The organism is Limnohabitans radicicola (genome assembly GCF_014837235.1).
GTDB classification, from domain to species: domain Bacteria; phylum Pseudomonadota; class Gammaproteobacteria; order Burkholderiales; family Burkholderiaceae_C; genus Limnohabitans_A; species Limnohabitans_A radicicola.
On the sequence record NZ_JACYFT010000001.1, the window covers coordinates 55,862 to 81,835 of the forward strand.

General features: G+C 57.2%; 24 protein-coding genes and 1 tRNA gene. 11 read left to right on the forward strand and 14 right to left on the reverse strand.

The annotated features are described in order from the left end of the window. Window positions 1-6: 6 nt before the first annotated feature. Genes IC609_RS00315 through IC609_RS00325 form a run of 3 tightly spaced genes read right to left on the reverse strand, consistent with a single transcriptional unit; the run spans window position 7 to window position 5,265 of the window. On the reverse strand, window positions 7-2,544 hold the full coding sequence (locus IC609_RS00315; protein WP_191817479.1) for an HAD family hydrolase: 2,538 nt from the start codon (window positions 2,542-2,544) through the stop codon (window positions 7-9). Continuing rightward, window positions 2,541-3,887, reverse strand: a complete 1,347-nt coding sequence (gene ispD / locus IC609_RS00320) for a 2-C-methyl-D-erythritol 4-phosphate cytidylyltransferase (RefSeq protein WP_191817480.1) — start codon at window positions 3,885-3,887, stop codon at window positions 2,541-2,543. The genes IC609_RS00315 and ispD overlap by 4 nt, the downstream gene beginning before the upstream one ends. Further along, window positions 3,880-5,265, reverse strand: a complete 1,386-nt coding sequence (locus IC609_RS00325) for a hypothetical protein (RefSeq protein ID WP_191817481.1) — start codon at window positions 5,263-5,265, stop codon at window positions 3,880-3,882. Before IC609_RS00325 ends, ispD begins: the two co-directional genes overlap by 8 nt. A gap of 36 nt (window positions 5,266-5,301) precedes the next feature. On the opposite strand from IC609_RS00325, the gene IC609_RS00330 reads away from it, so the two are divergent. The 11 genes from IC609_RS00330 (at window position 5,302) to IC609_RS00380 (ending at window position 16,194) form a co-directional block, all read left to right on the forward strand. After that, window positions 5,302-5,532 (forward strand): hypothetical protein, encoded by a 231-nt coding sequence (locus IC609_RS00330; RefSeq protein WP_191817482.1) that lies wholly within the window; start codon window positions 5,302-5,304, stop codon window positions 5,530-5,532. A gap of 164 nt (window positions 5,533-5,696) precedes the next feature. Further along, on the forward strand, window positions 5,697-6,533 hold the full coding sequence (locus IC609_RS00335) for a flagellin N-terminal helical domain-containing protein (RefSeq protein ID WP_191817483.1): 837 nt from the start codon (window positions 5,697-5,699) through the stop codon (window positions 6,531-6,533). Between the two features lie 328 nt (window positions 6,534-6,861). Then, the gene (locus IC609_RS00340) at window positions 6,862-7,341 is read left to right on the forward strand and encodes a hypothetical protein (protein ID WP_191817484.1); all 480 of its coding nucleotides are present in this window, start codon (window positions 6,862-6,864) and stop codon (window positions 7,339-7,341) included. Window positions 7,342-7,399: 58 nt separating this feature from the next. After that, window positions 7,400-8,251, forward strand: a complete 852-nt coding sequence (locus tag IC609_RS00345) for a flagellin N-terminal helical domain-containing protein (RefSeq protein WP_191817485.1) — start codon at window positions 7,400-7,402, stop codon at window positions 8,249-8,251. Between the two features lie 395 nt (window positions 8,252-8,646). Beyond that, window positions 8,647-10,134: a sigma-54 interaction domain-containing protein gene (locus IC609_RS00350; protein ID WP_191817486.1), complete on the forward strand. Its 1,488-nt coding sequence runs from the start codon at window positions 8,647-8,649 to the stop codon at window positions 10,132-10,134. Between the two features lie 11 nt (window positions 10,135-10,145). After that, window positions 10,146-10,490, forward strand: coding sequence for a flagellar hook-basal body complex protein FliE (gene fliE / locus IC609_RS00355; RefSeq protein ID WP_191817487.1), 345 nt, complete (start codon window positions 10,146-10,148; stop codon window positions 10,488-10,490). Between the two features lie 25 nt (window positions 10,491-10,515). Then, window positions 10,516-12,357 carry a flagellar basal-body MS-ring/collar protein FliF gene (fliF, locus tag IC609_RS00360; protein ID WP_225223933.1) on the forward strand — a complete coding sequence of 614 codons (1,842 nt, stop codon included), beginning with the start codon at window positions 10,516-10,518 and terminating at the stop codon, window positions 12,355-12,357. A gap of 21 nt (window positions 12,358-12,378) precedes the next feature. After that, the gene (gene fliG, locus IC609_RS00365) at window positions 12,379-13,473 is read left to right on the forward strand and encodes a flagellar motor switch protein FliG (protein ID WP_191817488.1); all 1,095 of its coding nucleotides are present in this window, start codon (window positions 12,379-12,381) and stop codon (window positions 13,471-13,473) included. After that, complete coding sequence (locus tag IC609_RS00370) at window positions 13,460-14,422, forward strand: FliH/SctL family protein (protein WP_191817489.1); 963 nt, start codon at window positions 13,460-13,462, stop codon at window positions 14,420-14,422. Before fliG ends, IC609_RS00370 begins: the two co-directional genes overlap by 14 nt. Beyond that, entirely contained in the window at window positions 14,409-15,731 is a 1,323-nt protein-coding gene (locus IC609_RS00375) for a FliI/YscN family ATPase (RefSeq protein ID WP_225223934.1), read from the forward strand. Before IC609_RS00370 ends, IC609_RS00375 begins: the two co-directional genes overlap by 14 nt. 13 nt (window positions 15,732-15,744) lie before the next feature. Further along, window positions 15,745-16,194, forward strand: a complete 450-nt coding sequence (locus IC609_RS00380) for a flagellar export protein FliJ (RefSeq protein ID WP_191817490.1) — start codon at window positions 15,745-15,747, stop codon at window positions 16,192-16,194. A 15-nt stretch (window positions 16,195-16,209) separates the two neighbouring features. Here the strand turns inward: IC609_RS00380 and IC609_RS00385 are convergent, their stop codons facing one another. The 11 genes from IC609_RS00385 to uvrB form a co-directional block, all read right to left on the reverse strand. After that, window positions 16,210-17,160 carry a hypothetical protein gene (locus IC609_RS00385; protein WP_191817491.1) on the reverse strand — a complete coding sequence of 317 codons (951 nt, stop codon included), beginning with the start codon at window positions 17,158-17,160 and terminating at the stop codon, window positions 16,210-16,212. 380 nt (window positions 17,161-17,540) lie between these two features. Beyond that, window positions 17,541-17,615: transfer RNA gene (locus IC609_RS00390), tRNA-Val, on the reverse strand. 52 nt (window positions 17,616-17,667) lie between these two features. Then, entirely contained in the window at window positions 17,668-18,372 is a 705-nt protein-coding gene (gene dnaQ, locus IC609_RS00395; RefSeq protein WP_191817492.1) for a DNA polymerase III subunit epsilon, read from the reverse strand. Between the two features lie 19 nt (window positions 18,373-18,391). Then, entirely contained in the window at window positions 18,392-18,730 is a 339-nt protein-coding gene (gene fdx, locus IC609_RS00400; protein ID WP_191817493.1) for an ISC system 2Fe-2S type ferredoxin, read from the reverse strand. A 23-nt stretch (window positions 18,731-18,753) separates the two neighbouring features. Continuing rightward, window positions 18,754-20,619, reverse strand: a complete 1,866-nt coding sequence (gene hscA / locus IC609_RS00405) for a Fe-S protein assembly chaperone HscA (RefSeq protein ID WP_191817494.1) — start codon at window positions 20,617-20,619, stop codon at window positions 18,754-18,756. A 37-nt stretch (window positions 20,620-20,656) separates the two neighbouring features. Next, on the reverse strand, window positions 20,657-21,175 hold the full coding sequence (hscB, locus tag IC609_RS00410; protein ID WP_191818837.1) for a Fe-S protein assembly co-chaperone HscB: 519 nt from the start codon (window positions 21,173-21,175) through the stop codon (window positions 20,657-20,659). Between the two features lie 15 nt (window positions 21,176-21,190). Next, window positions 21,191-21,514 carry an iron-sulfur cluster assembly protein IscA gene (gene iscA / locus IC609_RS00415; protein ID WP_191817495.1) on the reverse strand — a complete coding sequence of 108 codons (324 nt, stop codon included), beginning with the start codon at window positions 21,512-21,514 and terminating at the stop codon, window positions 21,191-21,193. Window positions 21,515-21,522: 8 nt separating this feature from the next. Next, window positions 21,523-21,909, reverse strand: a complete 387-nt coding sequence (gene iscU / locus IC609_RS00420) for a Fe-S cluster assembly scaffold IscU (protein ID WP_191817496.1) — start codon at window positions 21,907-21,909, stop codon at window positions 21,523-21,525. Between the two features lie 20 nt (window positions 21,910-21,929). Further along, window positions 21,930-23,150: an IscS subfamily cysteine desulfurase gene (locus IC609_RS00425; protein ID WP_191817497.1), complete on the reverse strand. Its 1,221-nt coding sequence runs from the start codon at window positions 23,148-23,150 to the stop codon at window positions 21,930-21,932. A gap of 20 nt (window positions 23,151-23,170) precedes the next feature. Then, complete coding sequence (gene iscR / locus IC609_RS00430) at window positions 23,171-23,707, reverse strand: Fe-S cluster assembly transcriptional regulator IscR (protein ID WP_191817498.1); 537 nt, start codon at window positions 23,705-23,707, stop codon at window positions 23,171-23,173. Window positions 23,708-23,863: 156 nt separating this feature from the next. Beyond that, window positions 23,864-25,966: an excinuclease ABC subunit UvrB gene (gene uvrB, locus IC609_RS00435; protein ID WP_191817499.1), complete on the reverse strand. Its 2,103-nt coding sequence runs from the start codon at window positions 25,964-25,966 to the stop codon at window positions 23,864-23,866. Window positions 25,967-25,974 lie beyond the last annotated feature (8 nt).

Sequence of the window (25,974 nt, forward strand, 5' to 3'; positions counted from 1 at the left end):
AGCGCTTCAATCAACATGAGAGATCACTTTAGGTTCTTCCACTTGCTGGATCGCTAAAATACCGGCTTCTGTTTGAGTGGAAGATGCTGTGCGGGCAGCTATGTCCCTGAACACAATGATCAAAACTATGTCACCCCGAGTTGTCATTGAGCAATCCTTGAGATCGATATGCAGATAACCGTCTGAATTTTCAAAGTGGACAAGTCCTTGACCAAGGCTTTGACCACCTTCGGCATGGGACTTGGGAATCAAATCAACTTGTGACTGCCAACCAGGGTTACTCGCGAATTGTGCCCAATCAACCAATGCGATGGAATGAATTTGCAGCCATTCATGTTTAAGACCAAAACTTAATCCAACGGCTGAACAGGTCTTAATGGCCCTAAGAATGCCTACCTTAAAGCCTTCATGAGAACTGAAACATGGCATTTTTGTTTGGTGAAAATTTTCACCTTGCAACAGCACACAAGGTACATCACCGCCGACGACCTTGTGATCCATCAACGTGAATTTAACCCCCAAGCGTGACTTCAGAAAATTAAAGTTTGTTAATTCAGGTCCGAAAGCGTTTAAATCATTCGATAGCATTTTGTGATATTCGCTATCGTATGTCATATTTCCACCACGTATCAACATTTGTCGGGACATGACGGGATTTGAAATCCAACGCAAACGCCTGGTGCCATTGTTGATGTCGTGACTGAAAAGTTGGTACAACTCTATTTCGCTAACCGTTGGCTGGAGCGTAAATCGCCCGATAAGTCCTGCAGCCTCCATATGCGAGAACGGATGATTTTTGATAAATTGCAAAATATTTTTTGATTGCGTCTGAATAAAATCAAGTGCCGCCGTTTGCACATTCTGCTTAACCAATCGCTGTTGATCCGATAAAGGTGATTTTTCGTACACCGTTCGACCAACCTCTGTATACTGAATCAAACTCCCATTGTCATTGACAGTCAGTTGTTCCAGAGTCTGAATTTGTGACAACAACAAGTTCAATGAATTTCTGTTCATCGAACGGTAGTCAATCAAACCCTTTTTGCTGGTTTGCCTTGAGGAGGCCTCTCGAAGGATCAAGTAACGTCCTTCAAGTTTCAGGCCAAACTCTTCAGCCAAAATACCCTTGATCTGTTCTTGAATCGTCCCGGTGTAGCCTAAGTCAGCCAACACCAATGTTTCCCCAGTCTTGGGTCGAATTTGTTTGTGGATATACCGAATAAAGTTAGCCCGATGCTTGCGCGATGCATCGATGATGGATTGGATGTTTTCAGGCTGCAGAACACTCTGCATGAATTCAGTCCAAGGGAGCGCATCATCCGTCTTGATGTTGACTTGAACTGCGTCGATGTCATGCACCCCCATCAACTGACGGACCATCTCAGCACGGTACATCTTGTCCTTTTGGCTGATCAGGTAGGTCTGTATCGCATGCTCATCGTTGAAATTCAGGGCCAAAGTTGCGAATCTCGATACATCCATCGCATGGACTGGTGCGTCGAAAGGAACGAGGCCTTGAGCTTGCAAGCTCTGGTAGGCCTTGAACGGCAAATAACCGTCTCTCATCATGAAGACGATGCGAGGACTATGGCCTTGCGCTTTGAGCGCTTGAATCTCTGACATCAACCATTGAAGGTACTGAACCATCACCGGGCCCAAGTAATACCAACCAACCATTTCCATGGTGTTGTTTGTCCGAGGCAAACGGGACCATGTGGCGTGCCAATTGCTTGCCATAGGCAAACTTTCGCCATGGTCGTTGCTGAGCAATCGTTGCATGGTGGCATTTTTGCGCATGCAGTCTTCCAACAAGGGCGTGAACCTGTTGAAGTGGTAACCCTTGACCCCAGCGCGACGCGCGCCCTCCAAATCCGCATGAGGGTTATCGCCAATGTGTAAGAAAGCCTCTTGAGGTTCGCCCAATTGTTTGGCCACGATATGAAATAAATCGCGTCCTTTGGTCGTTCGATGATCCGCTGACGTGAAGTAGTGATCGATGTGAACAGGGACACCCGCTTTTTTGGCACAAGACTCCACCAGTTCTTTAAGCTGATGACCATGGATGTACATGTCGCTGACCAACACGGTTTTCATACCCATCTTCTTGGCCTTTGAAAGCAAGTCAAACATGGGCGAATAAGCAAAAAGGTATTTTTTCTCAGTTTCAACCTCTGCACGCACGAACTGCTCGACGAGCTCTTTGGAAGCGTCAGGCAACATGTGTTCATACACTTCCTCAATGGTGACTTCATGTTCACCATACAAACCTGCACGCAATTGCCGAACACGCCGCTCAGCCATACGGCGGCTCTCTGAGCAAATACCGTACTCAATATATAAGGGTTGGTTTTGAAGGTCCTTGAACACCTCAACGGGTTCACTGACTGTTCGCCACAAGAGCGTGTCAAAACAGTCCAGGCTCAAAACCCGTATCTGACCTGCATGTTGATTCAACAAATCAGAAATGGCTGCAATATCGAGACTTGTAGATTCTGGTATTGGATTTTTTTTCATAGCATTTAATTCATTAAGTTCGTTAATCAATGAACACGCTCGAGCCGTCCACTGTGATCACCACAAATCACCCGCGATGCGGACAATGCAATTTGGTACGGGTTAAAAAGGCTGTCCTGAGCCTCTGCTTTGAAATTTGACGTTCGCATTTCAGTGTCCGTGCGCCCGGGAACGATACAGTTCACCCGAATGCCATCTTCTGCCCACTCTTCGCTGAGCCCTTGCGTCAAATTCACAATGGCAGCCTTGGTAGCAGAGTAAACGGCCGAGCCTGCCCGTCCTCGGGTGTAGGAAGACGATGCAAAGAACAGGAGTGAGCCTTGAGTTTGCTCAAGCCAGAAATGCGCATGGCGGGCCACATTCAAGGCGCCGAGCAAGTTGATGTTGATCTGTTCTGCGGCATCTGCGGCTGTTTGCTCTTGTACCTTGCCATTTTTCAGCAGCCCCGCAGCATTCACCACAACATCGATGCCCCCAAATTCAGCTGCGGCATTTTCCAAAGCACGTTGCACATCTTCTTCTTTGGTGATGTCACACCCGCTTTCACGTGAACACCCCAGGACCTGTGCCCCGCCACCCACGAGGATATCGGCCATCGCTTTGCCAATGCCTCGAGTACCACCAAAGATGACCACGCGCTTGCCGCGCAAATTCACCCCCGGCTTGTCCACATTCGATGATTGAGACCGCAAGCGGAACATTTCATCGGCCAGGATCAAATCAATCGGATACGTGACCTTGATGTTTTCTTCACTGCCTTTGACGATGCGCACGCGCGCGTCAGGGTTACAGGCCATGAAAATACCGCAGTCGTCAGTGAATTGGTCAAGCTTGTGCTCCCCCAAGGTCTGATAGCAAGTCACCAGGTCTTTGTATCGGAAAGCCTGTGGTGTTTGACCACGCAACAGGTGCTGGCGCTTGGGAATATGGTCGATGTACCCTTCACGCTCGACAATGATCGTGTCGGCCGTTGGAATGGCCACATCAACGGCATCGTGTTCTTTGAGAGCTTCAATCACATCACGGATGATGCGACCGTCCAAAAATGGCCGCGCTGCATCGTGGATCATGACGTTACGGGGCTTATGTTTTGCCAGGGCCTTGAGGCCCCTCAGGGTCGACGCCTGTCGGCTGGTGCCACCGGCCACCACTTCGACCAAGGGGTCTTCGCTGAACATGTCTGCCACTTTTCTGACTTGGTCAAATGGTGTGGTGACCACAATCACCGCATCTGGCATGTTCTCCCGGAGCGTACTCAGGCTGTGTTCCAAAATGGTTTTTCCCGCAATGCGCACAAATTGTTTGGGCTGATCACCCGACAACCGGGTCCCTGAGCCACCGGCTAACAAGATGCAAGCTGTTTGTTCATGCATGGCACGGCTCCTCTGAATGGGCGTCTTTTGGAGACACCGATTGGTTCAACAAGTCGATGAGTTCTAGAGACATGGCGCCGTCGACTCCTTGGTGCTCCCGCATCAATGTCAGAATTTTTCGCAACTTGGCCGGCTTGTTCTTGATGCATGCCGATAAGGCTTGCAGGCGCGCGGTGAGCATGTAAGACAGGCCGCCCTTGTCCATGGTGGAAGGCGACTCCAGATGTGACAAATACGCTACATCCGGGACTCGCCAGTTGCCATAGTTCTCGGTCAAATTGATTTCAGGGTTGATTGGCGCCTTCATGGTCACATCGAGGAACTCGATGTCCTGCAGTTCAAACGGGGTAAAGGCAAATGTCTGTCGATAGCCGAAGAAGAAATCCACGCCAGTGATCCATTTGCCATCTTTGGGGTGGTAGACAAACACATCGATCCACATGCCTGTCGCGTTGTGCTTGATCGGGATGTAAAAAGTTTCGGGCCCTTTGAGGAATTGGGCAGAGACAGTGAACAAGCCTGATTCTTGTAATGCCATGCACAAGGCGTACTGGTTTTCCCAACCGACGATGCCCACGTCAATGTCTTTGTCGTGCGAGAGCAGCTGCCCCTCACGCACATAGCCCAGCAAAGTCCCGGACACCAGGAATACGGGCGTGCCCTTTTCTTGTGCCATGCGGCTCAAGTCACTCAAAGCACGCGAAGCTTTCTTCAAGTCAAATGACTTTTCGGGCACCGTGAACTCACTGCGGCCAGCCTCCAGCATTCCAGTGCTCACCTGCCCTTCGACGTTTTTTGTCGACACTTGCAATCGCAGCGCCATGTCCAAACTGGCAATCGATTGGATGGCATCTCCAGCTTTACAGTGGTTGCGCGCTATATCCAATTGCACCGCGACCGATTTGGCATGGGGGTCCAATCGATTCAATCGACTGATGGCATTGACATGTTCACCAGCGATCTCCTGAGCACTGGCTGCCAAATGGTTAAGGGCCCGTTGCACCTTCTCCACTTTGGCATTTTGAGCCGCATCCGCACACAGCCCATACAAGCGAGCCAGGGCGCGGTAATCCACGTCCGCCTGCGGCAATCCTGTTTCATCGACGTACAAGCGATGACGACGGGAGAGGCAGCGCGAAATCTGAAGCCAAATGGCCGTCTCAGCTGGCTGACGCCCCAAGTGGGCCAGCAAAGCCACCAATGAAGACCAGTCTTTGTGGTCCAGCAGCAGCTCGACTGCATCTTGCCAAGCCAGCGGGGATCCTTTGGGTTTGGTCTTTTTCAATTGATCGCCTGTCAGCGGCTGTCGGTGTGTCAATGCCTCGACAGCCAGTCGCAAAACCTGCTGACTCGACAATTGGCGCAGACTCGACGCCATCTGCTTTTGCGCAACGGACTGGTAGCAAGCCAACCAATGGCGGGCTCGGTCGACCTCCACATCATTGTGTTCGGCCAGCGTGCAAAGCAACATGGTCAAAGGCCCCTTGCCCAGGGCACGCACGGCCGCAATGGTGTCCTGCGACAGGATTTCTTTGAGCTCCACGCCATCAAATGCTTGCGCCAACGCCGCGTCATCACCCTTGATCAGGGCAGCATTGATGCGGGCCAAGGCGTGGTGCAATTCCGCACTGATTTTCATGAATGACTCCATCTGGCAAAGGTTTGCCGTTGAATTTTTTCTATCAACAAGCAAAAACCGAGCCAGGCATGAAAAGCCAATATTTCCTCTTTTTTGAAAATTGGACTCAAGTTTTCCAGCGTCGCTCCGACTCTGGAACTGTCGAGAAGCAATAAAGACTGGATAAGCCCATGGCCGTCGTCAATTCCAACCTGAATGCACTGGTTTCGCAACACGCGATGGCAGTGAACAACCGCGCCACAACGAACGCAATTCAACAACTGTCTACGGGAAGGCGCATCAACAGTTCAGCAGACGATGCCGCCAGTCTGGCCATCAGCAACAAGCTGGGAAGCCGAATCATCAGCCTGGACATGGCTGTGCGCAATGCAAACGATGGCATTTCGATGCTTGAAACAGCCGATGGGGCTGCGGCAGGCCTGAGTGATGTGCTGTTCCGCATGCGCGATCTATCGGTTCAGGCAGGCAACGACACCAACTCCAGCGACGACCGGGATGCCATGCAGACCGAGGTGGCCGCACTGCAAAGCCAGCTGGGAAACATCCTGAACAACTCTGAATGGAACGGGATGAAAGTCCTCAAAGGCGAAGCAGGCAACTCAGGGACTGTCGCTTTTCAGGTGGGCGCCAGCAGCAGCGACGCCTTCACCTTGTCCATGAGTTCGCTGGACACTGGCTCTTTGGCCAGCGCCCAAACCTCAGGCTCAGTTGATGTGAGCAGCCAATCGGGAGCAGCAGCTGCCATAGAAGTGATTGACAGCGCGTTGACTGAAATTGATCAGGCAAGGACAGAATGGGGAGCCACCGCCAACCGCTTGATGCATGCCGCCAACAATTCAGCCAATGTTTCGCTCAACTCCCAAGCATCACGGAGCACCCTGGTGGACACGGACTACGCCAAGACAACCGCAGAATTGGCCCGTGCCATGATTCTGGAAGAAGCCGGCGCGGCCATGTTGACGCAAGCCAACCAACAACCTGCCTACGTATTGGCTTTGCTACGTTGAATATCTGGCTTCTTATCGTATTGACCAGGCGCTCTAGGTAAGCCTAAGACACCGATGTATTGACAACCTTCTCCTGCGCGTGACCTTGCGCGCACTCAACGACAGCGGCAAACATTGGCCGCTGCCGCTGCTCGCTATGGCCATCAGATGGCCATGATTCCCCCTTGGCTTACATACAAGCTGCGTGCGCCAAGCTCGGGAGGCCAGGCATAAAGATCAAAAAGAACTGGCCACCATCAGTTGGCACAGCCTTTGCTTAATGGGTTTCACAGATCGCTGCGGCAAACATTGTCCGGCGGATTTTTGACACTCACACAGGGGACACCCCATGAGCATGCGCAGTCAACTGCTGATAAATGAAGTCATTGCCCAACAACCTCCACTGTCGAGCAGGGAGGTATCTCGCTTCTCCGCCACAGAGATTCGTGAAGCGATTGCCAAACTGGTGGTGGATGACCGCATGGAATTGGCACAAGCCCTTGGCGATGCAGGGCTGAGCCTCTATCCCAATCATCCCGAAATTTTGGCCATTGCGACTTTGCTGGCTGAAATCCGTCATGACTGGATCGCTGCTGACAGTCTGATTGAACAGCTTGTTCATATCCAGGGAGACGCGACGCCTGTCGTGACTTGGCAGCACTGGGTCCGTATTTTGCGCAGCCAGTGTGAACATCAAAAAGCACTCAAAGTCGTGAAGGCTGCGCTCACTTTGTACCCCGATCAGCCTGTGCTGTTGCAAGAACGTCTTTCTTTGACGGAACTTCTCGGGGACACCAACACCATGCCGTTTTCAGCTCGCGTTCAGTGAAGCGCATTGCTTGCCACGCCAACACAAACCACACATTATTTGATCGCAGGACACAGCCATGACCGTCATCAACACCAATATCAATTCGCTGGTTACCCAAAATGCTTTGGTTCGTAACAACCGAGCCCTGTCCAGCAGCATGGAACAGCTGTCTACAGGAAAGCGCATCAACAGTGCCTCCGATGATGCGGCCGGCCTGGCCATCAGCAACAAGATGACGGCCCAAATCCGTGGTCTGAATCAGGCTGTTCGTAACGCCAACGATGGCATTTCATTGATGCAAACGGCTGAAGGTGCCACCACCGAAATCACCAACATGCTGCAGCGCATGCGTGAACTGGCCGTGCAAGCATCCAACGACACGTACACATCGTCGGATCGCTCCGCGCTGAATGCGGAGGTGACACAACTGAAGGCTGAGATCAGTCGAATTGCCGACAATACAGAGTGGAACGGTATGAAGCTGTTCACTGCGAAAAGCGCAGGCAGCGCTGGAGGCATTGGCACCTCGGGTCTCGTTACTCTCCAGGTTGGCGTTGACGGCACAAGCAGCGACCAAATCACGGTCCAGTTGAATGACATCGATGCCATCGCTTTGGGTGTCAGCGGTATCACACTGACTTCAACATCGGGCGCCACGTCCGCTTTGGCCACACTGGATGCCGCCATCAGTGCCATTGATGACGATCGAGCCAAATTCGGCGCGATCACCAACCGACTGACCTATGCAGTGGATAACCTGACCAACGTCGCGCAAAACACCAGCGCTTCACGCAGCCGTATTCTGGATACCGATTACGCCAAAGCATCGAGTGAGCTGGCTCGAACTCAGATCATTCAGCAGGCGGCAACTGCCATCCTGGCTCAAGCCAACCAAAGTCAGCAATCGGTCCTCAAACTCCTGGGTTGATCGCCAGCCGGCTTTGCCGTCATGACAAACCCGGAACGACGGACTTTGGCATGAGTCCTGAGATGCCCTCATCCGTACGCAGCCCCAATTGCTGGGGCTGCGTCTTTTTTGCTGTGAGCCACAATCCAGCAACCCCTTACGCCTGCAGGCGAATGGGATTTCAGTCACGCGCCTTGCCAGCCATCGATGTCTTGCGCATCTCTGGCCAGCCTTGCCAGGGCATGATTCCTAAACCGACAGTCTGTCAAACTTCCGGCAGTCTGAGACCCTGACACATCTTTAACTTAAATATATTTTAAGTACTCATTTAAATAAAAAAAACATTCACCGGTAATCTTAAAAATCCTGGCACAAGGGTTGCTTAATCAACCTCAACTCATTGCGAGGTTTTTACCGTGAAGTCACAACCCGTTTCTGCTCCTCTGGCCCTTTGGCTGGACCCCGAAACACCCCTCAGTCAAAGCCACGCGCAGGTTCTCAACGAGACCGGCTGGGCTGTGTTGTCGGTGGACACCCTCGATGGCCTGATTCAGCATGCCCCACACGCCTCTGCCATCGTCCTGCGCCTGGCACAGGATGTGACCCGACTCAAAGCCGTACAGCAACTGCTGCAGGACGCCAACGTGTCATTGCCAGTGGTGTGCCGCGTAGACCGTCAGGAACTGGAGCTGGCGGTTGGTGCGACGCAAGCCGGTGCATCAGCCGTTCTGGCATTGCAAGACACCCGTGTGGACAGTTGGCAGCAACTGCGCGAGAACCTGTTTCAGAACACAGCACCTGCGGCACCTGTTCGTCACGTGCGGCATGTGGTGTTTGTTGATCCGGCCAGTCAGCACTTGTTGGCCTTGGCGCAAAAAGTGGCCCAAGCCGAAGTCACCGCCTTGTTGGTGGGTCCAACAGGCGCAGGCAAAGAAGTGCTGGCACGCGTGCTGCATGAAGCTTCACCGCGTGCACGCGGTCCATTTGTGGCCCTCAACTGTGCCGCGATGCCTGAGAACCTGATCGAAGACATGCTCTTCGGTCATGAGAAAGGCGCCTTCACGGGGGCCCACCGCGAACACAAAGGTCTGTTTGAGCAAGCCCAGGGCGGAACCCTGTTCCTCGACGAGATCGGCGAGATGCCAATGCCGTTGCAGAGCAAGTTGCTGCGTGTGCTGCAAGAAAAGCAACTCACTCGCCTGGGTGGTCAGACCGTCATTCCGCTGAATGTGCGCATCGTGGCGGCCACCAACAAAGATTTGCGCCTGGCCATCGAGCAGCGTGAATTCCGTGAAGATCTTTACTACCGCATCGCAACTTTCCGCATGCGTTTACTGCCGCTCAAAGATCGCCCCGGGGACATCATTCCCCTGGCTGTCCAGAGCTTGGTGCAGAACGACAACACTGGCAAGGCCTGGCAAATCCACCCGCAAGCACAAGCACAGCTGCTGCAATACCCCTGGCCTGGCAACGTGCGCGAGCTGGAAAACGTGATGCGCCGTGCCCTGGTGCTGTGCCCGGACCACATTGTGACCTCTGCACACCTGATGTTCGACGACTGGCTCACAACGGAAGCGTTCGCGCCCATCGAAAAAATCGAAACCACAGTTAGCGAAGACCGCGCAACTTTGGCATCAGCCTCTGCCCTGCTCTCTGCGGCATCCCATGATGCACAAGCTTGGTCTGCCCCCTTCCACACAACGGCACCGCAGACACCCCCCCATGCCGTGCAAGACTTGCACAGCGCTTCGCGCATGAATGAGCACCAGGTGATCATGGCCACTCTGGCCGCGACACCCAGCAAGCAAGAAGCAGCCAAACGTTTGGGCATCAGCCCGCGCACACTCCGCTACAAGCTGGCGCAGCTGCGTGAACACGGCCTGGGCATGGCCACTGCGAACTGAGGGAATAAACCATGATCGAAAAAGCCACCTCACCCGCGAACATCACAGCCATGCTGCAAACCTTGCGTGCGCATCAAGCGGAAGCCTCTGGCCTGTCGGGTGCCACCGAAGGATTGGGTCAAAAACCAGTTGGCAAAACCGGCTTTGGCGAGCTGATCAGCAACGCGATTGGCAATGTCAATGAGTTGCAAAATGCAGACGACAAGCTCCAGGACGCCTACGACCGTGGCGAGAATGTGCCCCTGACCGATGTGGTGCTGAGCATGCAGAAATCTTCCCTGGCGTTTGAGGCCACCTTGCAAATTCGCAACAAGGTGCTCAAGGCTTACGAAGAAATTCTGAACATGCCGGTCTGATGACAACATTTAAAGAACAAACACCATGTCTACCGCAACTTTGAACCCAGGCACCATGACCGGCGCCCCCATGCCAGGTGCAGCGACCGGCAATGCCCTTGCCATGACCGGTAACCCGTCCCCAGCAGCAACTGGCGAAGAAACAGGCACAGCACTGGCCCCATGGGGGGTGAGCAGCATCTCTGACACGGTCAAGAATGTCATCACACAACCCGCTGTGCGGCGTGTACTGCCTTTGATCGTGATGCTGTTTGTGCTGGTGGTGTTCGGCCTCACCTATGCACTGATGCAAACGACGCCTTATCGCCCCGTCATGCCCGGTCTACTGGAAGCCGATCAGCAAGCGGCTTACGAGGCCCTCAAAAAAGCCGAGTACAACCCCAAAATCGACCAGCAGACAGGTCAATTGACCGTGCCATCGAACCGGTTTCACGAAGCCCGGATTTACCTGGCATCGCAAGGTTTGCCCAAGGCGGGCGCGACAGGTCTGGACAGTCTGAAAGACCAGTCGTCCATGACCACCAGCCAATTCATGGAGCAGGTCAAAGTCAACGCGGCCATGGAGCAGGAACTGGCCCGCAGCATCATGCAAATCGGCAGCGTACAAAGCGCGCGCGTGCATTTGGCCACACCCAAACAAAGCGTCTTCGTGCGCGACCGCACGCCTCCCAAGGCATCGGTGGTCATCTCGCCCTACCCCGGCCGCGCCGTATCGGCCTCGCAGGTGCAGGCCATTGTTCACCTGGTGTCGTCCAGCGTTCCTTACCTGGCACCTGACCATGTGACCGTTGTCGACAACGTCGGCAAATTGATGACCGAATCGGCGTCCGAGCTCAAACTGGGCTTGACGGCTGCACAAGACCAGCACAAGCAACAGATGGAAGAGGTTTACCGCAACCGCATCTTGCAGATTTTGTCGCCCATTGTGGGCGAGGCGAATGTGCGCTCACAGGTGAACCTGAGCCTGGATTTCACCCAGATCGAGAGCACCACAGAAGACTTTGACAACAAGGACAAAGGCCCCCGCACACGCTCCGAAGTGCTGGCTGAAGAGCGTGGCGCCCTGCGCGATGCAGCAGGCGTTCCTGGCTCCTTGTCGAACACCCCGCCACCCAACCCGACGGCAACAACCAATACGCAGGCCGATCAGACCAAAGGCGATACCGAGTCCAAAAGCACCACCAGCAGCCGTTCAACGCGCAATTACGAACTTGATCGGACCGTGCGTCACGTCAAAAACGCGACCGGCGGCATCATGAAAGTGAGTGTGGCGGTGGTCGTCAACGAGCGCGCAGCACCGCCTCCAGCCAAAGATGCACAACCTGACCCCAAAGCGCCCACCAGCGTGCCTTACACGCAGGAGGAAATGGACCGCATGCTGCAACTGGTGCGCGGTGTTGTCGGCTTCGACCAGCAGCGTGGAGACAACGTTTCTGTGGTTCCTGCCAAGTTTGAGCCTGTGGCCGCGATGGAAACCATCCCATGGTACTTGGAGGATGCGGTGCAAACAGGCATCAAGAGTGCACTGGTGGCCATCAGCTTCATTGTCTTCATGATGATTGTGGTGCGTCCGATCATGCGCAACCTCTACAACCTCAAGTCCAAGGCCGAAGAGGCAGAATTGGCCAAGGCAGCCATTGCCGATGGTGAACTCAGCGCTGAAGACATGCGCATGATCCAGATCGGTGAAGGCGAAAGCCTGGAAGAAATCAAGGCCAAACTCAAGCCCAAGAAATCCAGCATTTCGATGGAAATGCTCGATACGGCCAACACGTACGACGACAAGGTGGCCCTCATCCGCATGCTGGTGGCAGAAGACTCCGGTCGTGTGGCCAACGTGCTCAAGGGCATGATCCGCGCCAATTGATCGTCCAAAGGATTCACAAAAATGGCAACCCAAAAAGAAGAAAAGACCGAGCAAAAGTCAACGAATGCAGCAGCAGATGCTGTGTCCGAAGCCTTGATGCCGGAAGAGCTCAAGAAAGAGCTTGAAGGTCTGTCTGGCACCCAGCGTGCCGCCGTATTGATGCTGCTGCTGGGCGAGCAACAGGCGTCCGAGATCATCAAGTTCATGAGCCCTAAAGAGGTTCAGCACCTGGGTGGTGCCATGGTGTCCGTTGCAGACCTTTCGCAAGAAGCCGTCAACGTGGTGCTGGACGAATTTGTGGTGACGCTCAAGAAACAAACCAGCTTGGGTCTGGGCACCGGCGACTATGTCGAGAAAGTGTTCAAACGTGCCCTGGGCGATGACAAAGCAGCATCTGTGCTCAGCCGCATCATGCCGGGCCAGGGCAGCAAAGGTCTGGAAATCCTGCAGTGGATGGACGCGCGCTCGATTGCCGACATGATCCGCGGTGAACACCCGCAGGTGACCGCCATCATTTTGTCGGTGCTCGACTATGCGATCGCAGCCGACGTCATGAGTTTCTTGCCGGCAGAAGCTCGCCCGGAAATTCTCCAGCGGATTGCCAGCCTGGAAACCGTTCAGCCCTCGGCCATGGAAGAGCTGGAATCGATCATGATGAAACAGTTCGCCTCCAGCTCATCAGCCAAGTCTTCGAGTTTCGGTGGCATCAAAGCCGCCGCCAAGATCATGAACTTCGTCAAGGTGGACATGGAGTCCAGCATCATGTCCGGCTTGGGTCAGCTCGATGCCGATTTGCTGATGAAGATTCAGGACAACATGTTTGTGTTTGACAACCTGGTGGGCGTGGACAACCGCGGCATCCAGGTGCTGATGCGCAACGTGGAGCCCGACATGCTCATGACCGCCCTCAAAGGTGCGGGAGAACAGGTCAGAAACAAATTTTTCGACAACATGTCGGCGCGTGCACGGGTCATGTTCATGGACGACATGGAAGCCAAAGGTCCGCTGCGCATCACCGATGTGGAGGAAGCCCAAAAGCAGGTCATCCGCATTGCGCGCAAACTGTCGGATGCAGGCGAAATGATGCTGGCAGGACGTGGCGATGACTTTGTCTGATCTCGAAAAACCAGCCGCCACGTGGACGTCGGACCCGTTGCTCAACGCCAAGTCCAACTCGCCCAGCTACACCCGAAAGCAATGGGACGAGAAATCGGTTCAGAATTTTGGCCCCTGGCGAATGGGTCAGAAAGCAGAGCCGACGCTCAACCAGACCACGCCTATCGTGCCCGTCATCGGTCACAACGAGCAAGCCGATGCCCAGCAGGCGCTGGAGCATGGCATGGCCGAGCCCGATCCGATGACCGACATCGTAGAGACGGCTCAAGCCCAATTGTCGGAAGCCGCACTGAGTGCATTGCGCGAAGAAGCCTATCAGCGTGGACTCGAAGCAGGTCTGGCGCAAGCCAGGGAAGAACTCAACGCCGAACGGCAACATGAACGGGAGCTGTTCAGGCATCTGACCATTGAGCTGCGCAGCCTCAATCAGGACCCACAACGCTTTTTTGAGCCCCTCAAACGTTTGTCCCTGCATGTGGCCGAACAACTGGTGAGGGGTGAATTGCAAATTTCCGGCCATGTGGTTGATACCTTGATCAAGCAATGCCTGGAACAGTTCGACCATCCCGCAGAGAAAGCGGTCGTGAGTCTGAACCCCGCAGACATGCAGCGACTGCAGGCCATGGAGCCATCGGTGACCCAGGGTCTGGATCTGGAACCCGATCCTCTGCTCAACGCAGGCAGCGTGCGCGTCAGAGTCAACGACACGGTGGTGCAAGACTTGATCGAGCACCGCCTGGAGCCTTTGGTCAGACGACTGCTGAATCAACCGGAAGCCTGGATCAACCGATCTGCCCTGTTGAGCAAGGAAAAAATCGAAGTCAGCGAAGTCAGCCTTCCTTCCCGGGACTGGGGTCGACCCTTGCCAGATGTGCAAGACACCGAAGTCAAGGCCGTCACGCCGCCAGCCGAAACGATTGAACCCGAGGACCAGCATGATGGACTTTGACAGCGAAGTCGATCTGCTGTTGAACGGTCTGCATGCGCCAGAACCCCAGCGCAGCGGTACCCTGGTGCGCTTGGTGGGCATGCGGCTGGAAACCCGTGGTCTGATGGCACCGCTGGGCGCGTGCTGTGAAGTCACCGGTCAATTCGGGCACAGCGTGCAGGCCGAGGTGGTGGGTTTCAATGACGAAACCCTGTACTTGCTGCCCTTCAACGAACCGCATGGCATTGGCCCGGGGGCCAAAGTCACCGTGATCAGCAACACAGCGCAGGTCCGTCTCGGACCTGAACTGCTGGGCCGCATCATCGACGGCAGCGGTGAACCGATCGACGGATTGCCTGCACCCGAATGCAAGGATGTGCTCAGCCTTCAGGGGCGTCCCATCAACCCGATGGAGCGCGGCCCCATCAATCAGATTCTGGATGTGGGGGTCAAGGCCATCAACGGCATGCTGACCATCGGCCGTGGCCAACGCTTGGGTCTGATCGCTGGCTCGGGTGTTGGCAAAAGCGTCTTGCTCGGCATGATGACCCGGTTCACCGAAGCCGATGTGGTCGTGATCGGTCTGATTGGCGAGCGCGGCCGCGAGGTGCAGGCCTTCATCCATGAATCGCTTGGCCCTGAGGGCCTGGCCAAATCGGTGCTGGTGGCTGCGCCCGCCAACGTCTCGCCCGTACTGCGCCTCAAGGCGACGCACATGACGCATGTGATCGCCGAATACTTTCGTGATCAGGGCAAAAACGTGCTGATGCTGGTGGACAGCCTCACCCGCGTGGCCCATGCCCAGCGCGAAATCGGCCTGGCCGTGGGCGAACCCCCTACCGCCAAAGGCTACCCACCGTCGGTGTTTGCTTTGCTGCCCAACCTGATCGAACGCGCAGGTGTTGGTCGGCACGGCCTGGGGTCCATCACGGCCATCTACACCGTGCTGGCCGAAGGCGACGACAGCAATGACCCCATTGTGGACATCGCCCGCGCATCGCTCGACGGGCAGGTCATGCTGTCACGCAAACTGGCCGATGCGGCCCACTACCCTGCCATCGACCTCAACGGCTCGATCTCTCGCGTGATGCAGAACCTGCTGGACCCGCAGGATCTCAAGATGGCCAACCGGTTCAGGCGGCTGTGGTCGCTGTACCAGCAAAACCAGGATCTGATCCAGGTGGGTGCTTATGAAACAGGCAGCAACCCGGAGCTGGACCAGGCCATCCGTTTGCGAGAGGCCATGGAAAACTTTTTGCGCCAGGACATGCACATCAGCCAGGACGCGCAGACCACGCGCCAGGGCATCCATAGCCTGATGCAGGTCTGAAATAGGAGCACACATGAAACCCCAATTGCGTGCATGCTGGCCCGTCCTGTCGGGCAAGGCCAAAGACAAAGTCGTTGAATGCCAGACCAGCATTGGTCAACTGTCCCAACGACTTGAAGATTTCAGGCGAAACCAGTTGCGCCTTCAAAAACTCTATGACGAATACCGTCAGCAAGAGATGGCAGGTGATCAAAACAGCCGGGGCATGCAAGCGGCCATGAACCAGCGCCAATTCATGAACCAGCTGCTGGGTCTGCAGGAAAAGCTGAACCATGAAATCCAGAACACCGAATCCATGCTGGCGCAACAGCGCAAGCAGTTGATCCAGGCCGAGCTCGAATTCCAGAAAATGCAGGCCTTGTCCGAACAAGACCAAAAGCATGTCCAGAAGGCGCTCGACAAGATCGAGCAGCGGCAAATGGACGATCTGGCGGTGGCCCGCTTCAACCTCCGGTCCGCTTGAGCTCAGGGCTGGGGCTCAACGCACGCAGTAAAAATGCAGATCCTGCCCCCGGACCTCATCCACCGACCGGATCGGCGATGGGTTGCGCAAGTCCGGCGCCAGCACTTTACCGCCGGCCAGCACCCATATGTCGTGCTTGAGGCTGACACCGCCACTCCAGTCGCCCAGCATCGAGAGTTGCTCGTACTCTTCGGCCGAGGGTAAACGCGCATTCATGGATACACATGCCCGCTCTGCATCAGCAGGTGTGGGGGCGTGGGTCACCGGACCCGCAGGGGTTCCGACCAGGGTCAGGCGCTTGCTGTTCAACAAGACGTCCGATGGGAAACGTGTGGTCTGAAAAGCGTTGAACATGCGGTTGGCCACCATGTGCGCCGCAGTTTCTGGCAAACCGGAGCCGCTGAAACTGAAGGTTTCACCGCTGCGCAGTTCCACATGCACAGTGAGCACGATGTCGCCACGGCAACCCGACGCAAAGGAATACGTGCCCCAGGCGACGCCGCTGACCCGTGAAAGCATGCGCACATCCAACGGTCCGCGTTGGCGTTGCTCACGCAAGTTGTTCAGAAGATCCAGGACCGAGCCGGGATTGAAAAAACCGATCTTGCGCACACGAGGTGCCGCCTCGCGCATCATCTGGTCCAAAGAAGACTTGATCGCGGCCTCCAGCGTCACATCCCAGCCAGGCCCTCCGGCGGCCAATGCCCGGTTTTTGGAGATCAAGCTGTCGATCACGACCAAGGGCACCAGCGCTTCCTCGGGTGTTGCCCCCAGAAAGACCAGTTCCTTGACCTGGGCACCCATCTCGCGCATCAACGAACTGCGGCTTCGACTGTAAGCGTCTTGGTATTGGCAAAGGTCTGCGCCCCGCACGAAGGGGATTGTCGGCCACAAGGCGGGCGCACTGCTTTGTGCTTGGGCGGACATGGCTGCAAACAAAGCCAGCAGAGTCAACGTTGTTTTCATGATCCGCGACAGCAAAGAATGTGAACTACCGACCAACATGCAAACTCTCCAGACAAAATTGCCAAGCCTCAGCGCTCAGTGCAGATTGACGCCATCGCCACCCCATCGATGGACCATCACGACAACAGTGTATTGAAGCACAACAAGCCTTTCTTGATGGAAGTCAAGCAACAGGCAGAAGTGACATTCCGTCCTGGGCACCCTCAGAAGGCGCATGGCTCCAAGGTTCGGAGATGGATTTGGAGTGTTTGACTGTTTCGAAAATCTATGAAAAGACATCGAAAAATCTAGGATGAACAGTACAGGCGCACCATACTAAAAAACCCAAAGAAAAAGCACCTAGAGTTTCCTCCAGGTGCTTGATTCTATTGGGTTTTATTTGGTGGGCGATACATGGATCGAACATGTGACCCCTGCAGTGTGAATGCAGTGCTCTACCGCTGAGCTAATCGCCCCTCACTGCATTGCAGCGAAGACCACAATTATGCCACAAAAATCAGGTCGTTTTCATGGGCTGATTTGTCGCCACACGGTTTTTCCGCCACTGGCCTTGTCCATTTGTGCCAAAACATCCTCGTGGGCGGCCATTTCCTGGGCATTGGCGGCCAGCACGGGCAGCACAAACTGGCTCAGGTCGCGGCTGACCACTGTGGTTTTCTCGCTGACGGCATCGACCGACTCCATGACCAAGGCCTCCTGGCCACGGGTCATGTTGATGTAGACATCGGCCAGCAACTCGGCGTCCAGCAAAGCGCCGTGCAAGGTGCGGCCGGAGTTGTCCACTTCGAGGCGGTCGCACAGCGCGTCCAGGCTGTTGCGCTTGCCCGGGAACATTTCCTTGGCCATGACCAGGGTGTCGATCACGCCTGACACGTGGTTTTTGAACGGTGGCTTGCCCACGCGCTCGAGCTCTTTGTTGAGAAAGCCGATGTCAAACGCCGCGTTGTGGATGATGACCTCGGCATCCTGCACATACGCCAGGATGTCATCGACCAATTGCGCAAACTTGGGCTTGTCGCGCAAGAACTCGTTGCTGATGCCGTGCACCTTGAGCGCGTCTTCGTGGCTGTCGCGCTCGGGGTTGATGTAAAAGTGCAGGTTGTTGCCCGTCAGCTTGCGGGCATACAGCTCCACGCAACCAATTTCGATGATTCGGTCACCCCCTTCGGCCGACAGGCCTGTGGTTTCCGTGTCCAGAACGATTTGACGCATGGCTTTTCGCTCCGCCTTTTCAGTGGTTTTCTTTGGCGTGGTTGATGGTGTAACGCGGGATCTCGATCACCAGATCCTCGCGGGCCACGATGGCCTGGCAGCTCAGGCGCGAATCGGGCTCCAGCCCCCAGGCCCGGTCGAGCAAGTCCTCCTCGGTTTCTTCCATCTCGTTGAGGCTGCGAAAGCCCTGGCGCACGATCACATGGCAGGTGGTGCAGGCGCAGCTCATGTCACAGGCGTGTTCGATGTTGATGTGGTTTTCGAGCAGGGCTTCGCAAATACTGGTGCCTGCGGCGGCCGTGATCTCGGCACCCTGCGGGCAAAGTTCAACGTGGGGAAGGATCTTGATGACGGGCATGGTGTGTGGGGTTCAGTGGTGTTTCACAGCGACTGGATGTTCTGCCCAGCCAGCGCTTTCTGGATGCTGTGGTTCATGCGTTCAGCCGCGAAAGCTTCCGTGCCTTTGGCCAGGGCTTGTGTGGCGTCTTCCAGGCGCTTGGCGTCCTGCTCGGTCTGAACCGACTGCTGCAAGGCCAACAGCAGCTGGTCAATGGCAGCACGCTGCTCGGCATCGAGCAAATGGCCGTCGGCGGCCAGCGCGCTGCGCGTGGCCAGCAGCATGCGGTCGGCGTCTACGCGGGCTTCAACCAGGGCACGCGCCTGCATGTCTTGCTGGGCCGTTGCAAAGCTGTCTTGCAGCATGGTGGCGATCTGCTCATCTGACAGTCCGTAGGACGGCTTGACGTCGATGCGCGCTTCCACGCCGCTGATCTGCTCCTTGGCGCTGACTTGCAGCAAGCCGTCGGCATCCACCGTGAACGTGACACGGATGCGCGCAGCGCCTGCGGCCATGGGCGGGATGCCCCGCAGCGTGAACCGCGCAAGACTCCGGCAGTCTTGCACCAAGTCGCGCTCGCCTTGCACCACATGCAGGGCCAGTGCGGTTTGGCCGTCCTGGTAGGTCGTGAAGTCCTGCGCCATGGCCGTGGGAATGGTCTGGTTGCGCGGCACAATGCGCTCAACCAAACCGCCCATGGTCTCGATGCCCAGCGACAGCGGGATCACGTCCAGCAGCAGCAAGTCCCCAGCCGAATCGTTGCCCGCCAATTGGTTGGCCTGGATGGCCGCGCCCAGCGCCACCACCTCGTCGGGGTTGAGGTTGTTCAAGGGTGCTTGCCCGAAAAAGTCGCCTACCGCGCGCTGCACTTGCGGCATGCGGGTCGAGCCGCCCACCATGACCACGCCCTGGACTTCGTCCTTGGACAGGCCCGCATCGCGCAGCGCCTTGCGCACCGCCGACAGACAGCGGGCCGTCAAGGCTTCGGTCACGCGCTCAAAGTCGCTGCGCCCGACCTGCACATTCAGGCTACCCGACGCCAGCTGCACGCTCAGCGTCGTGCTGTCGGCGTCCGTCAGCGCTTCTTTGGCGGTGCGTGCCGCCGCTTTCAAACGGGTTTTGTCTTCAGGCGTGTCGGCTTGCACGCCGCTGACCTGCGCCAGTGCCCAATCGGCCAGCGCCCGGTCATAGTCGTCACCACCCAGCGCAGAGTCGCCCCCCGTGGCCATGACTTCAAACACGCCCCGCGTCAGGCGCAAAACGGAAATATCGAAAGTCCCACCGCCGAGATCGAACACGGCGTAAATGCCTTCGCTCGCGTTGTCCAGGCCATAGGCAATGGCCGCCGCCGTGGGTTCGTTGATCAGCCGCAACACGTTCAGGCCAGCCAACTGGGCCGCATCCTTGGTGGCCTGGCGCTGGGCGTCGTCAAAGTAGGCGGGCACGGTGATGACCGCACCGTACAGGTCGTCGTTGAAGCTGTCTTCGGCCTGGTAACGCAAGGTGGCCAAGATCTCGGCACTCACTTCGACCGGGGACTTGGCACCCTGCACCGTCTGGATGGACAGCATCCCGGCTTGCTGGTCTACAAATTGGTAAGGCAATTTTTCAGGATGTGCAATGTCTTTGAGGCCACGCCCCATGAAGCGCTTGACCGAGGCGATGGTGTTGGCCGGGTCCTGCGCCGCATGGGCCTGGGCGTCCCAGCCGATCTGACGGCCCTGCCCTGGCAGGTAGCGGACCACCGAAGGCAAGATCACTCGGCCCTGGCCGTCGGGCAGGCATTCGGCCACGCCATGGCGCACTGCCGCGACCAGCGAATGGGTCGTGCCCAGGTCAATGCCAACGGCGATGCGCCGCTGGTGCGGGTCAGGCGACTGCCCGGGTTCAGAAATCTGCAATAGCGCCATGGTTCACAAACAAAAAGCGTCCTCTTGAAGGACGCGGTCAGGCCGACAACTTGTCGAGTTTAGCGTCCACCTCGTGGGCAAAACGCTCGATGAACATCAGCGCCCTCACCTGCGCCACAGCCGCGTGCGGGTCGCGCTCGACATCGAGCAACTGGCCCAGCGACTGCTGCACGCGCTTGCGCTGCGCCGCCACCTCGTCAGCCAGTGCCTCCAGTGCGCTCACCTGGTCGGTGTCTTCGAGCGCTTCGCGCCAGGCCATTTGCTGCATCAAAAATGCGGCAGGCATGGCCGTGTTGTTTTCGGCCTGTACGGCTGCGCCTTGCAGCTCGCACAGGTAAGCGGCGCGTTTGAGCGGGTCTTTCAGGCGCTGGTGGGCTTCGTTGATGCGCACCGACCACTGCATGGCCACGCGCTGGGCGGCAGCGCCTTCGGCCGCAAAACGATCGGGGTGTGCTTCGCGCTGCAGGGCTTTCCAGCGGTCATCGAGCTGCGCCCGGTCCTGCGCAAACTGCTGCGGGAGTTCAAACAGCTCGAAATCGTTGGCCTGGAGGGAAATCACGCGATCGGCTGCTCAGACGCGGAACGACTCACCACAACCGCAGCGGTCACGTTCGTTCGGGTTGTTGAAGCGAAAGCCCTCGTTCAGACCCTCGCGCACAAAGTCCAGCTCGGTGCCGTCGATGTAGGCCAGGCTTTTGGGGTCCACCAGCACTTTCACGCCATGGCCTTCAAAGATCACGTCTTCGGGCTCGGCTTCGTCCACGTATTCAAGCTTGTAGGCCAAGCCCGAGCACCCCGTGGTCTTGACGCCCAGGCGCACGCCCAGACCCTTGCCCCGTTTGGACAGGTAGCGGTTCACGTGCCGGGCTGCGGCTTCACTGACGGTGATGGCCATGGTTCGCCTTACTGCGCGTGCTTTTTCTTGTAGTCATCGACCGCGGCCTTGATGGCATCTTCGGCCAGGATGGAGCAGTGGATCTTGACAGGTGGCAATGCCAGCTCTTCGGCGATCTCGCTGTTCTTCAAAGCCGCCGCTTCGTCGAGCGTCTTGCCTTTGACCCACTCGGTCACGAGCGAGCTGGACGCGATGGCCGAGCCGCAACCGTAGGTCTTGAAGCGCGCGTCTTCGATCACGCCCGTCTGAGGATTGACTTTGATCTGCAGCTTCATCACGTCGCCGCAAGCGGGCGCGCCGACCATGCCGGTGCCCACATCCTCGTCACCCTTGTCAAAGGAGCCGACATTGCGGGGGTTTTCGTAGTGGTCAACCACTTTTTCAGAATAAGCCATGGTGTTTCTCCGGATTCAGTTCAGTGGGCGGCCCACTGGATGGTGCTCAGATCGATGCCGTCTTTGTACATTTCCCACAGGGGGCTCAGGTCGCGCAGCTTGGTGACGTTCTCGCGAATGGTGGCGATTGCTTCATCGATTTCGGCTTCGGTGGTCCAGCGGCCAATGGTCATGCGCAGGCTGCTGTGGGCCAGCTCGTCACTGCGGCCCAAAGCACGCAACACATAGCTGGGCTCCAGGCTGGCCGAGGTGCAGGCCGAACCCGACGACACCGCCAGACCCTTGATACCCATGATCAGCGACTCGCCTTCAACAAAGTTGAAGCTCATGTTGATGTTGTGCGGCACGCGCTGGGTGGCATGGCCGTTCAAGAACACCTGCTCCATGTCCTTGAGGCCATTGACCAGGCGATCGTGCAAGGCACGGGCCTTGGCGTTGTCCTGAGCCATTTCAAGCCGGGCAATGCGGAATGCTTCACCCATGCCCACGCACTGGTGGGTGGGCAAGGTGCCCGAGCGCATGCCACGCTCATGGCCGCCGCCGTGCATCTGCGCCTCCAGGCGAATGCGGGGCTTGCGGCGCACATACAAAGCGCCAATGCCCTTGGGGCCATAGGTCTTGTGCGAGGCCAGACTCATGAGGTCCACGGGCAGTGTGGCCAGATCGATGGCAACTTTGCCCGTGGCTTGCGCGGCGTCCACATGGAACACGATGCCTTTTTCACGGCACAACGCGCCGATGCCAGGGATGTCCTGGATCACGCCGATTTCGTTGTTCACGAACATGACGCTGATGAGGATGGTGTCGGGCCGGATCGCCGCCTTGAGCGCGTCCATGCTCAGCAAGCCGTCGTCTTGCACGTCAAGGTAGGTGACGTCAAAGCCCTGGCGCTCCAGCTCGCGCATGGTGTCGAGCACAGCCTTGTGCTCGGTCTTGACAGTGATCAGGTGCTTGCCGCGCGACTTGTAGAACTGCGCTGCGCCCTTGATGGCCAGGTTGTTGGACTCGGTCGCGCCGCTGGTCCAGACAATTTCACGCGGGTCGGCGCCAATCAGGTCGGCCACGTCCTTGCGGGCTTTTTCCACCGCCTCTTCGGCCTCCCAGCCCCAGGCATGGCTGCGCGAAGCCGGGTTGCCAAAATGCTCGCGCAACCAGGGGATCATGGCGTCAACCACACGCGGGTCGCACGGCGTGGTGGCGCCGTAGTCCATGTAAATCGGGAAATGAGGTGTGCTGTCCATGGCGTACTTCTTCTAGAGGATCAGGATTTGGCAAAAACGTTGCCGAGCTCAAACACGGAATTGGGACCGGTGATGCGGATCGGCTTGACCACGGGCACCGAAGAAATGGCCCGCTTGATGGCGGGTTTGTTCTCAACGACCAGCCCGCTGGAGAGCTGGTCGTCCACCAGCTTTTGCAAGGAAACGGAATCCAAGAATTCGACCATCTTGGCATTCAGCGATGCCCAAAGGTCGTGCGTCATGCAGCGGCTGTCGCCGCCGTGGCAGTTTTCCTTGCCTCCGCAGTGGGTGGCGTCGATAGGTTCATCCACCGACAAGATGATGTCGGCCACCGTGATGTCGTCGGCCTTGCGGCCCAGGCTGTAGCCGCCGCCGGGTCCGCGGGTGGACTCCACCAGGTTGTGGCGACGCAGTTTGCCGAACAGTTGCTCCAGGTAGGACAGAGAGATCTGCTGGCGCTGGCTGATCGCAGCCAGGGTCACGGGACCGGATTGCTGGCGCAAGGCCAGATCGATCATGGCGGTCACGGCAAAACGGCCTTTGGTGGTCAAACGCATGGCGAGCTCCTGAAGTTGGGCTGAACCTCGTGTCGGCCCGGAAATGCCCCGGGTTCCCGACTAAAGGACTCAAGTATAGCCGAATCCCGATTAAATCGCTCGGGTTACTGAACTGATCAGTCTATTTTTCCACCGACCGCACTGCGGCGGCCAGAATCAAGCCCGCACCAAGGGCACCACGTTGTCACCCCCCGCTGCACCAAAGGCCTGCTCCTTGAGGATGCCCAGCTGGTCGCGCACCTGTGCGGCTTTCTCGAACTCCAGGTTACGGGCGTGCTCCATCATCTGTTTTTCGAGCAACTTGATGGCCTTGGCAATGTCCTTCTCGCTCATGTCTTCGACCTTGGCGCGCTGCAACGCAGCCTGTTCCAGGCGCGCCGCTTCCTGTCCCGACTTCTCGCTGTAGACCCCATCGATGAGGTCGCGCACCTTCTTGACGATGCTCTTGGGCGTGATGCCATGCTCTTCGTTGAAAGCGATCTGCTTGGCCCGGCGCCGCTCGGTCTCGCCCATGGCTTTTTTCATGGACTCGGTGATGCGGTCGGCGTACAAGATCGCCTTGCCGTTCAGGTTACGCGCTGCCCGACCGATGGTCTGGATCAAGCTGCGCTCGGCGCGCAAAAAGCCTTCCTTGTCCGCGTCCAGGATGGCCACCAGCGACACCTCGGGGATGTCGATGCCCTCGCGCAGCAGGTTGATGCCCACCAGCACGTCGAAGGCACCCAGGCGCAGGTCACGCAAAATTTCCACGCGTTCCACCGTGTCCACATCGCTGTGCAGGTAGCGCACCTTGACGCCGTTGTCGCTCAGGTAGTCGGTCAGCTGCTCGGCCATGCGCTTGGTGAGCGTGGTGATCAGCACGCGCTCGTTCTGGTCCACGCGGATGCGGATTTCCTGCAGCACATCGTCCACCTGGTGTGTGGCGGGGCGCACCTCCACCAGCGGGTCCACCAGGCCGGTGGGCCGCACCACCTGCTCCACCACCTGGCCAGCGTGGGTCTTTTCGTAATCGGCCGGTGTGGCCGAAACAAAGATGCACTGGCGCATGCGCTGCTCGAATTCCTCGAACTTGAGGGGGCGGTTGTCCAGCGCACTGGGCAGCCGAAAGCCGTACTCCACCAGCGTGGTCTTGCGCGCCTTGTCGCCGTTGTACATGGCGTTGAGCTGACCAATCATCTGGTGGCTCTCGTCCAGGAACATGATGGCGTCCGCTGGCATGTAGTCGGTCAGCGTGCTGGGCGGCTCGCCGGGCGCGGCACCCGACAAATGCCGGGTGTAGTTTTCAATGCCCTTGCAGTGCCCCACTTCGGACAGCATTTCCAGGTCAAACCGGGTGCGCTGCTCCAGGCGCTGGGCTTCGACCAGCTTGCCCATGCCCACCAGCTCTTTGAGGCGCTGGTCCAGCTCCAGCTTGATGGTCTCCACCGCCGCCAACACCTTGTCGCGGGGCGTCACGTAGTGGCTCGACGGGTAAACGGTGAAGCGTGGGATCTTCTGGCGGATGCGGCCTGTGAGCGGATCGAACAGTTGCAGGCTTTCAATCTCGTCGTCGAACAGCTCGATGCGGATCGCCAGCTCCGAGTGTTCCGCCGGGAACACATCGATGGTGTCGCCGCGCACCCGGAACTTGCCCCGACTGAAATCCTGGTCGTTGCGCTGGTACTGCATGCGGATCAGCTGGGCGATCACATCACGCTGACCCAGTTTGTCCCCCACCCGCAGCGTCATGATCATGCGGTGGTAGCTCTCAGGGTTGCCAATGCCGTAGATGGCCGACACCGTGGCCACAATCACCACATCGCGCCGCTCCATGATGCTTTTGGTGCAAGACAGGCGCATCTGCTCGATGTGCTCGTTGATCGCGCTGTCCTTTTCGATGAACAGGTCACGCTGCGGCACATAGGCCTCGGGCTGGTAATAGTCGTAATAGCTGACGAAATACTCGACCGCGTTCTTCGGAAAGAACTCGCGGAACTCGGAATACAGCTGCGCAGCCAAAGTCTTGTTGGGCGCAAACACGATGGCCGGGCGGCCCAGCTGGGCAATGACATTGGCCATGGTGAAGGTCTTGCCCGAGCCGGTCACGCCCAGCAGGGTCTGGAACACCTCGCCGTCCTGCACCCCCTCGACCAGCTGAGCAATCGCCGTGGGCTGGTCACCTGCAGGCGGGTAGGGCTGAAACAGCTCGAAGGGCGAGCCAGCGTAGCTGACAAATTGGCCTGCGGCAGGGGCAGAAGAAACTTCGGTGAGCTCGGTCATCGGTAGGG

Bases quoted from the DNA above. Each gene is read 5' to 3' on its own strand.
- ispD (WP_191817480.1), bottom strand. From the start codon at position 3,887: ATGCATGAACAAACAGCTTGCATCTTGTTAGCCGGTGGCTCAGGGACC.
- IC609_RS00325 (WP_191817481.1), bottom strand. From the start codon at position 5,265: ATGGCGTCGAGTCTGCGCCAATTGTCGAGTCAGCAGGTTTTGCGACTG.
- IC609_RS00330 (WP_191817482.1), top strand. From the start codon at position 5,302: ATGGCGGGCTCGGTCGACCTCCACATCATTGTGTTCGGCCAGCGTGCA.
- IC609_RS00335 (WP_191817483.1), top strand. From the start codon at position 5,697: ATGGCCGTCGTCAATTCCAACCTGAATGCACTGGTTTCGCAACACGCG.
- IC609_RS00340 (WP_191817484.1), top strand. From the start codon at position 6,862: ATGAGCATGCGCAGTCAACTGCTGATAAATGAAGTCATTGCCCAACAA.
- IC609_RS00345 (WP_191817485.1), top strand. From the start codon at position 7,400: ATGACCGTCATCAACACCAATATCAATTCGCTGGTTACCCAAAATGCT.
- fliE (WP_191817487.1), top strand. From the start codon at position 10,146: ATGATCGAAAAAGCCACCTCACCCGCGAACATCACAGCCATGCTGCAA.
- fliF (WP_225223933.1), top strand. From the start codon at position 10,516: ATGTCTACCGCAACTTTGAACCCAGGCACCATGACCGGCGCCCCCATG.
- fliG (WP_191817488.1), top strand. From the start codon at position 12,379: ATGGCAACCCAAAAAGAAGAAAAGACCGAGCAAAAGTCAACGAATGCA.
- IC609_RS00370 (WP_191817489.1), top strand. From the start codon at position 13,460: ATGACTTTGTCTGATCTCGAAAAACCAGCCGCCACGTGGACGTCGGAC.
- IC609_RS00375 (WP_225223934.1), top strand. From the start codon at position 14,409: ATGATGGACTTTGACAGCGAAGTCGATCTGCTGTTGAACGGTCTGCAT.
- IC609_RS00380 (WP_191817490.1), top strand. From the start codon at position 15,745: ATGAAACCCCAATTGCGTGCATGCTGGCCCGTCCTGTCGGGCAAGGCC.
- IC609_RS00385 (WP_191817491.1), bottom strand. From the start codon at position 17,160: ATGAAAACAACGTTGACTCTGCTGGCTTTGTTTGCAGCCATGTCCGCC.
- dnaQ (WP_191817492.1), bottom strand. From the start codon at position 18,372: ATGCGTCAAATCGTTCTGGACACGGAAACCACAGGCCTGTCGGCCGAA.
- fdx (WP_191817493.1), bottom strand. From the start codon at position 18,730: ATGCCCGTCATCAAGATCCTTCCCCACGTTGAACTTTGCCCGCAGGGT.
- hscA (WP_191817494.1), bottom strand. From the start codon at position 20,619: ATGGCGCTATTGCAGATTTCTGAACCCGGGCAGTCGCCTGACCCGCAC.
- iscA (WP_191817495.1), bottom strand. From the start codon at position 21,514: ATGGCCATCACCGTCAGTGAAGCCGCAGCCCGGCACGTGAACCGCTAC.
- iscU (WP_191817496.1), bottom strand. From the start codon at position 21,909: ATGGCTTATTCTGAAAAAGTGGTTGACCACTACGAAAACCCCCGCAAT.
- IC609_RS00425 (WP_191817497.1), bottom strand. From the start codon at position 23,150: ATGGACAGCACACCTCATTTCCCGATTTACATGGACTACGGCGCCACC.
- iscR (WP_191817498.1), bottom strand. From the start codon at position 23,707: ATGCGTTTGACCACCAAAGGCCGTTTTGCCGTGACCGCCATGATCGAT.
- uvrB (WP_191817499.1), bottom strand. From the start codon at position 25,966: ATGACCGAGCTCACCGAAGTTTCTTCTGCCCCTGCCGCAGGCCAATTT.